The sequence below is a fragment of the Burkholderia sp. BE17 genome (assembly GCF_009362305.1).
Lineage (GTDB): Bacteria > Pseudomonadota > Gammaproteobacteria > Burkholderiales > Burkholderiaceae > Burkholderia > Burkholderia pyrrocinia_C.
In genome coordinates, this window is record NZ_WHNU01000055.1 from 38,580 (window position 1) to 52,590 (window position 14,011).

Here is a 14,011-nt window from a genome sequence, read left to right on the forward strand (position 1 = left end):
CACAAGCACAAGGAGCCTCCATGCCTTCGTTGATGAACATCTTCGGCGTCGCCGGTTCGGCGCTGTCCGCGCAATCGCAGCGCCTGAACGTGACCGCGTCGAACCTCGCGAACGCCGACAGCGCCACCGGCCCCGACGGCAAGCCGTACAAGGCCAAGCAGGTCGTGTTCGCGACCGACCCGATGGGCGGCGCGCGCACCGCGTCCGGCCAGGGCGTGGGCGGCGTGCGCGTGACCAAGGTGATGGACGACCCGTCGCCGATGAAGTCGACCTACGACCCGGCGAACCCGGCCGCCGACGCGAACGGCTACGTGCAGATGCCGAACGTCGACCCGGTGCAGGAGATGGTGAACATGATCTCGGCGTCGCGCTCGTACCAGGCCAACGTCGAGACGCTGAACACCGCGAAGACGCTGATGCTCAAGACGCTGACGATCGGCTCGTGAGCCGCGCGTCGACCAACCTTACAGATCCGACAGTTCCGATAGAAGGCCACCCAGGATGACATCCTCCAGCACGACGATCGGCGGCAACGGCACGAACGTGTCGACCCTGCCGACCGACACGATGAACACCAACAGCCTGTCGTCGACCAACGGCACGTCGGCGAGCGACCTGCAGGCGACGTTCCTGAAGCTGCTCGTCACGCAGTTGCAGAACCAGGATCCGACGAGCCCGGTCGACAGCTCGCAGATGACGTCGCAGCTCGCGCAGATCAACACGGTGAGCGGCATCGCGCAGCTGAACACGTCGCTCACGTCGCTGTCGACGCAGCTCACGGCCGGCCAGCAGACGCAGGCCGCGCTGCTGATCGGCACGAACGTGCTCGCGCCGGGCAACGCCGTCGCGGTGAAGAGCGGTGCGGCGTCGCCGTTCGGCGTGTCGCTGGCGAGCTCGGTGTCGAACCTGACGATCACCGTGAAGAACTCGGCGGGCGCCGTCGTGAACACGATCAACGCAGGCGCGCAGTCGGCCGGCACCGTGCCGTTCAACTGGACGCCGACCGACGCGGCGGGCAATGCGCTGCCGGACGGCAAGTACACGATCAGCGCGTCGTATACCAACAGCGCCGGCACGCCGCAGGCGGCCACGACGCTCGCGGCCGCGCAGGTGCAGAGCGTGATCAAGCAGGCTGACGGCACGGCGGGGCTCGTGCTGTCGAACGGCACGACGGTGGGGCTCACCCAGGTCGCGTCGATTTTCCCGAACACGTCGTCGTCCGGCGGCACTACGTCCAACTGATTCAGCTTCCCCGAAACGGAGACCGAAATGGGTTATCAACAGGGTCTGAGCGGCCTCGCCGGCGCATCGAACGCGCTCGACGTGATCGGCAACAACATCGCGAACGCGAACACGGTCGGCTTCAAGTCGAGCACCGCGCAGTTCGCCGACATGTACGCGAACTCGGTCGCGACGTCGGTCAACACGCAGATCGGCATCGGCACGACGCTCGCGTCGGTGCAGCAGCAATTCGGCCAGGGCACGATCAATACGACGAACTCGTCGCTCGACGTCGCGATCAACGGCAACGGCTTCTTCCAGATGTCGAACAACGGCGTGACGACGTATTCGCGCGACGGCACGTTCCAGCGCGACAAGAACGGCTTCATCGTCGACTCGCAAGGCCGCAACCTGATGGGCTACGCGGCCGGCTCGGGCGGCGTGATCAACACCGCGCAGACCGTGCCGATGCAGGCGCCGACGACCAACATCGCGCCGACCGCGACGACCAAGATCACCGGCCAGTTCAACCTGAACTCGCAGGACACGGTGCCGGTCAAGACGCCGTTCAGCGCGACCGACACCACGACCTACAACTACTCGACGTCGATCCAGGTGTACGACTCGCTCGGCGGTTCGCAGGCGGTCAACATGTACTTCGTAAAGTCGGCGGCCGGCACGTGGGAAGCGTACGCGGGCGTCCAGGGCGGCGCCACGACCGATCTCGGCACGGTCACGTTCAATTCGTCGGGTGCGATCCAGAGCACGACGCTGCCGGCCGCGGGCGGGCCGACCGCGTCGCTCGGCCAGTTCCAGTTCACGGTGCCGAACACCGACGGCTCGGTGACGCCGCAGAGCCTCACGCTCGACCTGACCGGCACGACGCAGTACGGCGGCAAGGACGGCGTGAACAACCTCGCGCAGGACGGCTACGCGAGCGGCACGCTGACGACCTACTCGATCGGCGCCGACGGCAAGCTGACCGGCAACTACTCGAACGGCCAGACCGCCGTGCTCGGCCTGATCGCGCTCGCGAACTTCAACAACCCGAACGGGCTGGTCAACCTCGGCGGCAACCAGTATGCGGAGTCCTCCGCATCGGGCGTGCCGCAGATCTCGGCGCCGGGCAGCACGAACCACGGCACGCTGCAGGGCAGCGCGCTCGAGAACTCGAACGTCGACCTCACGTCGCAGCTCGTCAACCTGATCACCGCGCAGCGCAACTACCAGGCGAACGCGCAGACGATCAAGACGCAGCAGACCGTCGACCAGACGCTCATCAACCTGTAAGCGCGGATAACCGGCAGCCATGGACCGACTGATCTACACGGCGATGACGGGCGCGTCGCAGTCGCTCGACCAGCAGGCGATCGTCGCGAACAACCTCGCGAACGCATCGACGACGGGCTTTCGCGCGCAGCTCGCGACGTATCGCGCGGTGCCGATGAATTTCGGCGACGGCAGCACGATCGACCCGACGACGACGCGCACCTACGTGCTCGCGTCGACGCCCGGCGCGGATTACGCACCGGGTCCGATCACGCGCACCGGCAATCCGCTCGACGTCGCCGTGCAGGGCGCCGGCTGGCTGTCGGTGCAAACGGCCGACGGCAGCGAGGCGTACACGCGCGCCGGCAACCTGCACGTCGACGAGAACGGCCAGCTCGTCAACGCGAGCAACCTGCCGGTGATCGGCAACGGCGGCCCGATCTCGGTGCCGCCGAATGCGGAAGTGACGATCGGCAAGGACGGCACCGTTTCCGCGCTGATGCCGGGCGACCCGCCGACGGCGGTCGCGATCGTCGACCAGATGAAGCTCGTCAATCCCGATCCGGCCACGCTCACGCGCGGCAACGACGGATTGTTCCGCACCGCCGACGGCAATCCGGCCGACGCCGCCCCGAACGTGGTCGTCACGCCGAATTCGCTCGAAGGCAGCAACGTCAACCCGGTGACCGCGATGGTCGCGATGATCGACAACGCGCGCGCGTTCCAGCTTCAGTCGAAGCTGATCCAGACGGCCGACCAGAACGAGCAGACGGCGAACCAGCTGCTCAACTTCAGCTGAGCCTAGGGTCTGTTTACATATGGAACGCACATGCGAATGCCCGAAATCGCTCGTAGGGCAAGAAGTGAGGAGCGCCGTTTGGCCGCGCCAAACAAGCGACGAACGACGCCGCCATACGAGCGATTTCGGGCATTCCCGTGACATGAATTTTTTAATTTGGGGTTGCCACGAGAACGGCCGCTCGCCGCGTTGCGCTCCTTGCGAATACGTCCAGTATTCGCAGTGTCGCGCGCCTCGCGAGCGGCCGTTCTCGTGGCAACGCATGCGCGTTCCATATGTAAACAGACCCTATGCCAGCCCACGCAGGAGACCTTACAAGTGAACCGTTCGCTCTACATCGCCGCCACCGGCATGAATGCGCAGCAGGCGCAGATGGACGTGATTTCGAACAACCTCGCGAACACCAGCACGAACGGCTTCAAGGCGTCGCGCGCGGTGTTCGAGGATCTGCTTTACCAGACGATCCGCCAGCCCGGCGCGAACTCGACGCAGCAGACCGAGCTGCCGTCGGGCCTGCAGCTCGGCACCGGCGTGCAGCAGGTCGCGACCGAGCGCCTGTACACGCAGGGCGGCCTCACGCAGACCGGCAACTCGAAGGACGTCGCGATCAACGGCGCGGGCTTCTTCCAGGTGCTGATGCCGGACGGCACGAACGCGTACACGCGCGACGGCTCGTTCCAGACCAACGCGCAGGGCCAGCTCGTCACGTCGAGCGGCTACCAGGTGCTGCCGGCGATCACCGTGCCGCAGAACGCGCAGTCGCTGACGATCGGCAAGGACGGCGTCGTGTCGGTCACGCAGCCGGGCTCGGGCAACGCGGTGCAGATCGGCTCGCTGCAGATCGCGACCTTCATCAACCCGACCGGCCTCGAGGCGAAGGGCGAGAACCTGTTCGCGGAAACGACATCGTCGGGCGCGCCCAACGTGTCGCAGCCGGGGCTGAACGGCGCGGGCGTGCTCAACCAGGGTTATGTCGAGGCGTCGAACGTGAACGTCGTGCAGGAGCTCGTCAACATGATCCAGACGCAGCGTGCCTACGAGATCAACAGCAAGGCCGTGACGACGTCCGACCAGATGCTGCAGACCGTCACGCAGATGAAGACCTAACCGGAACACCCGTCGTCGCCATGAAGCAGGTTCGCCTCCTCCCGTCAGCCACCGTCCGCGCCGCGTGCGCGGTCGCGGTGGCGGCGCTCGCCGGTTGCGCGCAGATCCCGCGCGATCCGATCATCCAGCAGCCGATGACGGCGCAGCCGCCAGCGCCGATGTCGATGCAGGCGCCCGGCTCGATCTACAACCCCGGCTACGCGGGGCGGCCGCTTTTCGAGGATCAGCGGCCGCGCAACACCGGCGACATCCTGACGATCGTGATCGCGGAAAACATCAACGCGACGAAATCGTCCGGCGCCAACACGAACCGGCAGGGCAACACCGGCTTCGACGTACCGACGGCCGGCTTCCTCGGCGGGCTGTTCGCGAAGGCGAACCTGTCGGCGGCCGGCAACAACAAGTTCGCGGCGACGGGCGGCGCGAGCGCGGCGAACACGTTCAACGGCACGATCACGGTGACCGTCACCAACGTGCTGCCGAACGGCAACCTCGTCGTCAGCGGCGAGAAGCAGATGCTGATCAACCAGGGCAACGAATTCGTGCGCTTCTCGGGCATCGTCAACCCGAACACGATCTCGGGCGCGAACTCCGTCTACTCGACGCAGGTCGCCGACGCGCGGATCGAATACTCGGCGAAGGGCTACATCAACGAAGCCGAGACGATGGGCTGGCTGCAGCGCTTCTTCCTCAACATCGCGCCGTGGTGATGACGATGCAGAAGCCCCTGTTCAACCGCCTGTCGTCCCGCGCACGAGCGTTCGCGCGGCTCGCCGTCGCGTTCGCGGCCGCGGCCTGCGTGTTCGGCACGGCGCCCGCGCACGCGGAACGGCTGAAGGATCTCGCGCAGATCCAGGGCGTGCGCGACAACCCGCTGATCGGCTATGGCCTCGTCGTCGGTCTCGACGGCACGGGCGACCAGACGATGCAGACGCCGTTCACGACGCAGACGCTCGCGAACATGCTCGCGAACCTCGGCATCTCGATCAACAACGGCTCGGCCAACGGCGGTTCGTCGTCGCTGAACAACATGCAGCTGAAGAACGTCGCGGCCGTGATGGTGACCGCCACGCTGCCGCCGTTCGCGCGGCCCGGCGAGGCGCTCGACGTGACCGTGTCGTCGCTCGGCAACGCGAAAAGCCTGCGCGGCGGCACGCTGCTGCTCACGCCGCTGAAGGGCGCGGACGGGCAGGTGTACGCGCTCGCGCAGGGCAACATGGCGGTCGGCGGCGCGGGCGCCAGCGCGAACGGCAGCCGCGTGCAGGTGAACCAGCTCGCGGCCGGCCGGATCGTCGGCGGCGCGATCGTCGAGCGTTCGGTGCCGAACGCGATCGCGCAGATGAACGGCGTGCTGCAACTGCAGCTGAACGACATGGACTACGGTACCGCGCAGCGGATCGTGTCCGCGGTCAACTCGAGCTTCGGCCCGGGCACCGCGACGGCGCTCGACGGCCGCACGATCCAGCTCGCCGCGCCGGCCGACTCGGCGCAGCAGGTCGCGTTCATGGCGCGGCTGCAGAACCTCGACGTGAGCCCGGACAAGGCCGCCGCGAAGGTGATCCTGAACGCGCGCACGGGCTCGATCGTGATGAACCAGATGGTCACGCTGCAGAGCTGCGCGGTCGCACACGGCAACCTGTCGGTCGTCGTCAACACGCAGCCGGTCGTGTCGCAGCCGGGGCCGTTCTCGAACGGGCAGACGGTGGTGGCGCAGCAGTCGCAGATCCAGCTCAAGCAGGACAACGGCGCGCTGAAGATGGTGACGGCCGGCGCGAACCTCGCCGACGTCGTGAAGGCGCTGAACACGCTCGGCGCGACGCCGGCGGACCTGATGTCGATCCTGCAGGCGATGAAGGCGGCCGGCGCGTTGCGCGCCGACCTGGAGGTCATCTGAATGGCAGCGAATCTTCCTAACGCGAACGACCTCACGCAGCGCTTCGCGCTCGACGTGCAGGGTTTCGACGCGCTGCGCGCGCAGGCGAAACAGTCGCCGCAGGCCGGCGCGAAGGCCGTCGCGGGCCAGTTCGACGCGATGTTCACGCAGATGATGCTCAAGAGCATGCGCGACGCGTCGCCCGACGGCGGGCTGTTCGATTCGCATACGTCGAAGATGTACACGTCGATGCTCGACCAGCAGCTCGCGCAGCAGATGTCGACGCGCGGGATCGGCGTCGCCGACGCGCTGATGAAGCAACTGCTGCGCAATGCCGGGCAGGGCGCGGGCAGCGACACGGCGGCCGACGTCGGTACGGCCGGCTTGGGCGCGGGTGGCCTCGGCACGGCCGGCAACGAAGGCAGCCTCGCCGCGATGAACGCGATGGCGCGCGCGTACGCGAACGCGGCCGGCAACAACGGCGGGCTCGCCGGCGCGCGCGGCTACTCGGCCGGCAGCGCGCTGACGCCGCCGCTGAAGGGCGCGAGCGGCGCGCCGGACGCCGACGCGTTCGTCGACCGGCTCGCGGCTCCCGCGCAGGCGGCCAGTGCGTCGACCGGCATCCCGGCGCGCTTCATCGTCGGCCAGGCCGCGCTCGAATCGGGCTGGGGCAAGCGCGAGATCCGCGCGGCCGACGGCTCGACCAGCTACAACGTGTTCGGCATCAAGGCGAACAAGGGCTGGACGGGCCGCACGGTGTCGGCGCTGACGACCGAGTACGTGAACGGTTCGCCGCGCCGCGTGGTCGCGAAATTCCGCGCGTACGACTCTTACGAGCACGCGATGACCGATTACGCGAACCTGCTGAAGAACAATCCGCGCTATTCGGGCGTGCTGAGCGCGAGCCGCAGCGTCGAAGGCTTCGCGCACGGGATGCAGAAGGCCGGTTACGCGACCGACCCGAACTACGCGAAGAAGCTGATCTCGATCATGCAGCAGATCGGCTGACGGGCCAGGGCCTGCGCCCGCCGATAACAGGCTCCGGCCCACCGTCGATTACCCTCTCAGGACCGCGCCCGGCATACCGCCGCGCGCGGTTTCAACGTTTGCGCGAAAAAAATCGGGAAATCGATCTAAACTTTCGGTCAGCACTGCCGCTAAGTGTGAGAGACCTGCGACCGGGCCTTGTTCTGACCCGGTTTTATTGCGCACCGGTTGTCCGGGCGCCCATGACAAGAAAGACCGGCTAGCCATGAATATCGAAACGTCGACGGACCCCAGCCTGGACGCAGGCCACTCCGGGCCCGACTATGCCCGCCGCAATCCGCTGGAAATCGGCGTGCAGTTGCGCAACCTCGTGAACCGCGGCGATTTCCTGACCGTCCAGTATCCGGGCGGCCAGCTCGTCACGCGCCTGCTCGAGGTCGACGTCGGCGCGCGGACGTTCACGTTCGACTGGGGCGCGCTGTCCGAGCAGAACGCCGGCATCCTCGGCGCGTCGCACTGCACGTTCGCCGCCTCGCCGGAGGGCGTGCGCGTCGAATTCACCACGAGCACGCCGCGCGAGACGCGCTACGAGGGGCTGCCCGCGTTCGTCGCCGATTTCCCCGAAGTCCTGATGTGCATCCAGCGCCGCGAATATTTCCGCGTGGATGCGCCGATCGTCGATCCGTTCCTGTGCCGCGGCAAGCTGCCGGACGGCGAGAGCTTCCTGTTCGAGGTGCACAACCTGTCGCTCGGCGGCGTGGGGCTGCGCACGGCCGACGAACGCGTCGAGGCGCTCGAGGTCGGCACGCTGCTGCCCGATGTCGAGCTCGAGCTGACCGGCCACGGCAAGCTGTCGCTCGACCTGCAGCTCGTGTCGCAGCGCTCGACGCAGATGCCGAACGGGTCGCGGCGCTACCAGCTCGGCTTCCGCTACATGTCGCTGCCGGGCAGCGCCGAGAACACGCTGCAGCGGCTGATCACGCAGCTCGAGATGAAGCGCCGCTCGCTCGTGCGGGCCTGACGCGCACGCGGCCGCCGGCCCGCACGGGCCGCCCGCCGCACGCTTCGACCAGCGCCGCGCGTGTCGCGCGTGCATTTTTTCCTCAATTTTTTCGATTCGCGGCCGTTATACCGGGAGTTACGCAACCCGGCGGCCGCAGCGCGGCCGGCTCATCAGGATCGCGCATGTCCAACTCACTCATGAACCTCGGCGTCAGCGGCCTGAATGCCGCGCTCTGGGGCCTCACGACGACCGGCCAGAACATCAGCAACGCCGCGACGCCGGGCTATTCGGTCGAACGACCCGTCTATGCCGAGGCGAGCGGCCAGTACACCAGCAGCGGCTACATGCCGCAGGGCGTGAACACCGTCACCGTGCAGCGGCAGTACAGCCAGTACCTGAGCGACCAGCTGAACGGCGCGCAGACGCAGGGCGGCGCGCTGTCGACGTGGTATTCGCTGGTCACGCAGTTGAACAACTACGTCGGCAGCCCGACGGCCGGCATCTCGACCGCGATCACGAGTTACTTCACGGGGCTGCAGAACGTCGCGAACAGCGCGTCCGACTCGTCGGTGCGGCAGACCGCGATGAGCAACGCGCAGACGCTCGCGAACCAGATCACGGCGGCCGGCCAGCAGTACGACGCGCTGCGCCAGAGCGTGAACACGCAGCTCACGAGCACCGTCACGCAGATCAACGCGTACACCACGCAGATCGCGCAGCTGAACCAGCAGATCGCGTCCGCGAGCAGCCAGGGCCAGCCGCCGAACCAGCTGATGGACCAGCGCGACCTCGCGGTGTCGAACCTGTCGAACCTCGCGGGCGTGCAGGTCGTGCGCAACAGCGACGGCTACAGCGTGTTTCTCGCGGGAGGTACGCCGCTCGTCGTCGCGGACAAGAGCTACCAGCTCGCGACCGTCACGTCGCCGTCCGATCCGAGCGAGCTGACCGTCGTGTCGCAGGGGATCGCCGGCGCGACCCCGCAGGGGCCGAACCAGTTCCTGTCCGACGCGTCGCTGTCGGGCGGCACGCTCGGCGGCCTGCTCGCGTTCCGCAGCCAGACGCTCGACCCGGCCGAAGCCCAGCTCGGCGCGATCGCGACCAGCTTCGCCGCGCAGGTCAACGCGCAGAACGCGCTCGGCATCGACCTGTCGGGCAACGTCGGCGGCAACCTGTTTACGACCGGCTCGCCGATCACCTACGCGAACCAGGGCAACACCGGCAACGCGGCGCTGTCCGTGTCGTTCGCGAACGCATCGCAGCCGACCACGGGCGACTACACGCTGTCGTACGATGGCACGAACTACACGCTGACCGACCGCGCGAGCGGCACGGTGGTCGGCTCGTCGGCGTCGATGCCGGCCTCGATCGGCGGGCTGAACTTCTCGTTCACGTCGGGCTCGATGAGCGCCGGCGACAAGTTCACCGTGCAGCCGACGCGCGGCGCGCTGAACGGCTTCGGCCTCGCGACGTCGAACGGCTCGGCGATCGCGGCGGCGGCGCCGTACGTGCCGTCGGCCACCACGACGAACACGGGCACCGGGACGATCGGCGGGTTGTCGGTCACGAGCGCGGCGGCCGCGGCCACCGCGCACAAGTACACGATCACGATGGGCGGCACCACTGCCAGCCCGACCTATACGGTCACCGACAACACGGCCGTGCCGCCGACGACCACCGCCGCGCAGCCGTACCAGTCCGGCACGCCGATCACGCTGACGGCGGGCGTCACGGTGACGGTGTCGGGCACGCCGGCGGTTGGCGACACGTTCAAGGTTGCGCCGAACACGGGCGGCACGAACGACGGCAGCAACGCGCTCGCGCTGTCGAAGCTCGTCAACTCGAAATCGTTCGGCAACGGCTCGACCACGCTGACGGGCGCGTACGCGAACTATGTGAACGGCATCGGCAACACGACGAGCCAGCTGAAGTCGTCGAGCGCCGCGCAGACCGCGCTGGTCGGCCAGATCACGTCCGCGCAGCAGTCGGTGTCGGGCGTGAACCAGAACGAGGAAGCGGCCAACCTGATGCAGTACCAGCAGCTCTACCAGGCGAACGCGAAGGTGATCCAGACGGCGTCGACGCTGTTCCAGACCGTGCTCGGCCTGTTCAACTGATTAGGGTCTGTTCGCGTATGAAACGCACATGCGAATGCCCGAAATCGCTCGCAGGGCAAGAAGTGAGGAGCGCCGTTTGGCCGAGCCAAACAAGCGACGAGCGACGCCGCCATGCGGGCGATTTCGGGCATTCCCGTGGAATGAATCTTTTAATTTGGGGTTGCCACGAGAAGGGCCGCTCGCCGCGTTGCGCTCCTTGCGAATACGTCCAGTATTCGCGGCGTCGCGCGCCTCGCGAGCGGCCCTTCTCGTGGCAACGCATGCGCGTTTCATACGCGAACAGACCCTAGGGATCGAAGCGATGCGGATTTCCACCACCCAGTTCTACCAGCAGAACGTCGCTCAGATGAGCGACCAGCAGGCGCAGCTCTCGCAGCTGTACCAGCAGATCTCGAGCGGCGTGAGCCTCGCGACGCCGGCCGACAACCCGCTCGGCGCGGCGCAGGCCGTGCAGTTGTCGATGACGTCGGCGACGCTGTCGCAGTACGCGTCGAACCAGAACGCCGCGCTGTCGTCGCTGCAGAAGGAAGACCAGACGCTGATCAGCGTCAACAACCTGCTGAACAGCATTCATACGGTGGTGATCCAGGCAGGCGACGGCTCGCTGTCCGACAGCGACCGCTCGGCGCTGTCGACGCAGCTGCAGGGCTATCGCGACCAGCTGCTGACGCTCGCGAACTCGACGGACGGCTCGGGCAACTACCTGTTCTCGGGCTTCCAGTCGACCACGGCACCGTTCTCGAACGCGTCGGGCGGCGGCGTGACCTACAGCGGCGACATGGGCACGCGGCAGGTGCAGATCGCCGACACGCGCGCGATCTCGCAGGGCGACAACGGCTCGAACGTGTTCCTGTCGGTGCCGATGCTCGGCAGCCAGCCGGTGCCGCTCGCCGGCGCGACCAACACGGGTACGGGCACGATCGGCGCGGTGTCGATCACGAGCCCGTCGGCCGCGACCAACGCACATCAGTTCGCGATCACGTTCGGCGGCACGGCGGCCGCGCCGACCTATACGGTCACCGACAATTCCGTTGTCCCGCCGACCACGACCGCCGCGCAACCGTATTCAGCCGGCGCGGGGATCGCGCTCGGCAGCGGCCTGTCGGTGCCGGTGTCGGGAACGCCTGCGCCCGGCGACACGTTCACGGTCACGCCCGCGCCGCAGGCCGGCACCGACGTGTTCGCGGCGCTCGACACGATGATCGCCGCGCTGAAGGTGCCGATCAGCAGCAACACGACTGTCGCTGCCGCGCTCGCGAACGCGATGACCACCGGCACGACGAAGCTGAACAACATGATGACGAACGTCCTCACCGTGCAGGCGTCGGTCGGCGGCCGCGAGCAGGAAATCAAGGCGATGCAGACGGTGAACCAGACCAACACGCTGCAGGTCACCAGCAACCTGGCCGACCTGACGAGCACCAACATGGTGTCGACGATCAGCCAGTTCCTGCAGATGCAGAACGCGCTGACGGGCTCGCAGAAGGCTTACGCGCAGCTGCAGAACCTGTCGCTGTTCCAGTACATCAATCCGTGATGCAAGGTGCACCGGCGACGATGCGAGCGCACGCTTGCATCGTCGCCGGCGCCATCCGCCGCGGCCCGCGCGCAACGCACGGGCCGCGGCTTCACCGGGCCGCGCGGCCGTGCACCGGTTCGCGCATGCGGCAAGCCGCGCCCGCGCTTGCCGGCGGCCCGTTCGCGCTTGCCGCGCTTGCCAGCCTTATTCCCGCTCCGTAAACTCGCGCCAGATTCCAGACCGGCGCGCCCTCCGCAGCCGGCGACAGACCGACAGGAGCGCTTTCCCCATGTCCGATTCCTACTTCCCGCGCTGGCGGGTCCAACCGACCGGCGCGGCCTCGCGCGTGGTCGGCCCCGACGAGCGCCTCGCGTGGCCGCAGATGGTCGCGATGGGCGTGCAGCACGTCGTCGCGATGTTCGGTTCGACCGTGCTCGCGCCGCTGCTGATGGGCTTCGACCCGAACCTGTGCATCTTCATGTCCGGCATCGGCACGCTGCTGTTCTTCGTGCTGGTCGGCGGGCGCGTGCCGAGCTATCTCGGCTCGAGCTTCGCGTTCATCGGCCTCGTGATCGCGGTGACGGGCTACGGCGGCAGCGGCCCGAACCCGAACATCCCGGTCGCGCTCGGCGGGATCGTCGCGTGCGGCGTCGTGTATGTCGCGCTCGGCGCGCTGGTGCAGGCGATCGGCACGCGCTGGATCGAGGCGCTGATGCCGCCCGTCGTGACCGGCGCGGTCGTCGCGGTGATCGGGCTGAACCTCGCGCCGATCGCGGTCAAGGGCGTGTCGGCGTCGACCTTCGACTCGGTGATGGCGCTTGTCACGGTGCTGTGCGTCGGCGGCGTCGCGGTGTTCGCGCGCGGGATGATGCAGCGCCTGCTGATTCTCGTCGGGCTCGCGATCGCGTACGCGATCTATGCGATCGCGACCAACGGGATGGGCCTCGGCAAGCCGATCGACTTCGCGATCGTCGGGCATGCCGCGTGGTTCGGCGTGCCGGCCTTCCGCACGCCGGTGTTCGACCCGCACGCGATGCTGATGCTCGCGCCGGTCGCAGTGATCCTCGTCGCGGAGAACCTCGGCCACATCAAGGCCGTCAGCGCGATGACGGGGCAAAACCTCGACCGCTACGTCGGCCGTGCGTTCATCGGCGACGGGCTCGCGACGATCGTGTCGGGCAGCGTCGGCGGCACGGGCGTGACCACCTACGCGGAGAACATCGGCGTGATGGCCGTCACGCGGATCTACTCGACGCTGGTGTTCGCGGTCGCCGCGCTGATCGCGATCGGGCTCGGCTTCTCGCCGAAATTCGGCGCGGTGATCCAGACGATCCCGGGCCCCGTGCTCGGCGGCGTGTCGATCGTCGTGTTCGGGCTGATCGCGGTGACGGGCGCGCGGATCTGGGTCGTCAACAAGGTCGACTTCTCCGATAACCGCAACCTGATCGTCGCGGCCGTCACGCTCGTGCTCGGCGCCGGCGACTTCTCGCTGAAGATCGGCGGTTTCGGGCTCGGCGGGATCGGCACCGCGACGTTCGGCGCGATCATCCTGTACGCGATCCTGCGCAGGGAAAAGGAGCCGGGCCCGGTGCTGTGAGCCGCCGCGCGGATCATGGCCGCGCGCCCCGGCGAGCGTCGGACGTCACGGGTTGGGCTGCACCGAAAACGTAATCGGCCATGCGAAGGTCCCGTCCTTTGCCTTCGGCGCGAACACGAAGCGATAAGTCACCGTGAAGGTCGTGTTCAGCGCCGTATACGGCACGGCGATCTTGCCGCCCGTCGCCGGCAGCGCGACCTTGCTGCCGATGCCGCTGATCTCGATCGAGCTGAACTGCGACTGGCTGGCGGCGGCAACCTGCACCAGCACCGTGTACCCGGCCCGGTCGTTGGTCTGGACCGCAAGCGTCGTCCCGGCGGGGTTGTTGGCGTTGGGCACGCTCAGGTTGCCGATGCTCGTGTCCTTGTTCACGACCACGAGCTGGGTCGGACTGGTCGCCTTGATCCGCGCATACGCCTGGACCGGCGCGGCGCCTGGGGCTCGGGAGGCCGGGCCTCGGCGCCGCGGGGCGTACGACATCGCGCAGCCGTCGCCGCCCGCGCATGTCAGCGCGCGGGGCGG

Annotated in this window: 12 protein-coding genes and 2 pseudogenes; 13 read left to right on the forward strand and 1 reads right to left on the reverse strand. The window is 67.7% G+C overall.

The genetic code is table 11. The annotated features are described in order from the left end of the window. Positions 1–20: 20 nt before the first annotated feature. The 13 genes and pseudogenes from flgC (at position 21) to GD429_RS35105 (ending at position 13,489) form a co-directional block, all read left to right on the forward strand. On the forward strand, positions 21–446 hold the full coding sequence (gene flgC / locus GD429_RS35045) for a flagellar basal body rod protein FlgC (protein WP_006485701.1): 426 nt from the start codon (positions 21–23) through the stop codon (positions 444–446). Between the two features lie 55 nt (positions 447–501). Then, positions 502–1,242 carry a flagellar hook assembly protein FlgD gene (flgD, locus tag GD429_RS35050; RefSeq protein ID WP_152864122.1) on the forward strand — a complete coding sequence of 247 codons (741 nt, stop codon included), beginning with the start codon at positions 502–504 and terminating at the stop codon, positions 1,240–1,242. A gap of 27 nt (positions 1,243–1,269) precedes the next feature. Continuing rightward, on the forward strand, positions 1,270–2,511 hold the full coding sequence (gene flgE, locus GD429_RS35055; RefSeq protein ID WP_152864124.1) for a flagellar hook protein FlgE: 1,242 nt from the start codon (positions 1,270–1,272) through the stop codon (positions 2,509–2,511). A 19-nt stretch (positions 2,512–2,530) separates the two neighbouring features. Then, complete coding sequence (gene flgF / locus GD429_RS35060) at positions 2,531–3,289, forward strand: flagellar basal-body rod protein FlgF (protein ID WP_152864126.1); 759 nt, start codon at positions 2,531–2,533, stop codon at positions 3,287–3,289. A gap of 318 nt (positions 3,290–3,607) precedes the next feature. Then, positions 3,608–4,396 carry a flagellar basal-body rod protein FlgG gene (flgG, locus tag GD429_RS35065; RefSeq protein ID WP_027785669.1) on the forward strand — a complete coding sequence of 263 codons (789 nt, stop codon included), beginning with the start codon at positions 3,608–3,610 and terminating at the stop codon, positions 4,394–4,396. A 20-nt stretch (positions 4,397–4,416) separates the two neighbouring features. Then, complete coding sequence (flgH, locus tag GD429_RS35070; RefSeq protein ID WP_072437537.1) at positions 4,417–5,106, forward strand: flagellar basal body L-ring protein FlgH; 690 nt, start codon at positions 4,417–4,419, stop codon at positions 5,104–5,106. A gap of 5 nt (positions 5,107–5,111) precedes the next feature. Then, positions 5,112–6,290, forward strand: a complete 1,179-nt coding sequence (locus tag GD429_RS35075) for a flagellar basal body P-ring protein FlgI (protein WP_152864128.1) — start codon at positions 5,112–5,114, stop codon at positions 6,288–6,290. After that, a complete protein-coding gene (gene flgJ / locus GD429_RS35080) occupies positions 6,291–7,277 on the forward strand; it encodes a flagellar assembly peptidoglycan hydrolase FlgJ (protein WP_152864130.1) in 987 nt (328 codons plus the stop codon). A 244-nt stretch (positions 7,278–7,521) separates the two neighbouring features. Next, complete coding sequence (locus GD429_RS35085) at positions 7,522–8,277, forward strand: flagellar brake protein (protein ID WP_152864133.1); 756 nt, start codon at positions 7,522–7,524, stop codon at positions 8,275–8,277. Positions 8,278–8,441: 164 nt separating this feature from the next. Further along, positions 8,442–9,806, forward strand: a pseudogene (flgK, locus tag GD429_RS35090) (flagellar hook-associated protein FlgK); the annotation flags it as partial. A gap of 174 nt (positions 9,807–9,980) precedes the next feature. Then, positions 9,981–10,373, forward strand: a pseudogene (locus GD429_RS42185) (flagellar basal body rod C-terminal domain-containing protein); the annotation flags it as partial. 301 nt (positions 10,374–10,674) lie between these two features. Then, entirely contained in the window at positions 10,675–11,910 is a 1,236-nt protein-coding gene (gene flgL / locus GD429_RS35100) for a flagellar hook-associated protein FlgL (RefSeq protein ID WP_152864137.1), read from the forward strand. 271 nt (positions 11,911–12,181) lie between these two features. Then, positions 12,182–13,489 (forward strand): solute carrier family 23 protein, encoded by a 1,308-nt coding sequence (locus GD429_RS35105; RefSeq protein WP_152864139.1) that lies wholly within the window; start codon positions 12,182–12,184, stop codon positions 13,487–13,489. Positions 13,490–13,534: 45 nt separating this feature from the next. On the opposite strand, the gene GD429_RS35110 is transcribed toward GD429_RS35105, so the two are convergent. Continuing rightward, positions 13,535–13,969 (reverse strand): hypothetical protein, encoded by a 435-nt coding sequence (locus tag GD429_RS35110; RefSeq protein ID WP_193727285.1) that lies wholly within the window; start codon positions 13,967–13,969, stop codon positions 13,535–13,537. Positions 13,970–14,011 lie beyond the last annotated feature (42 nt).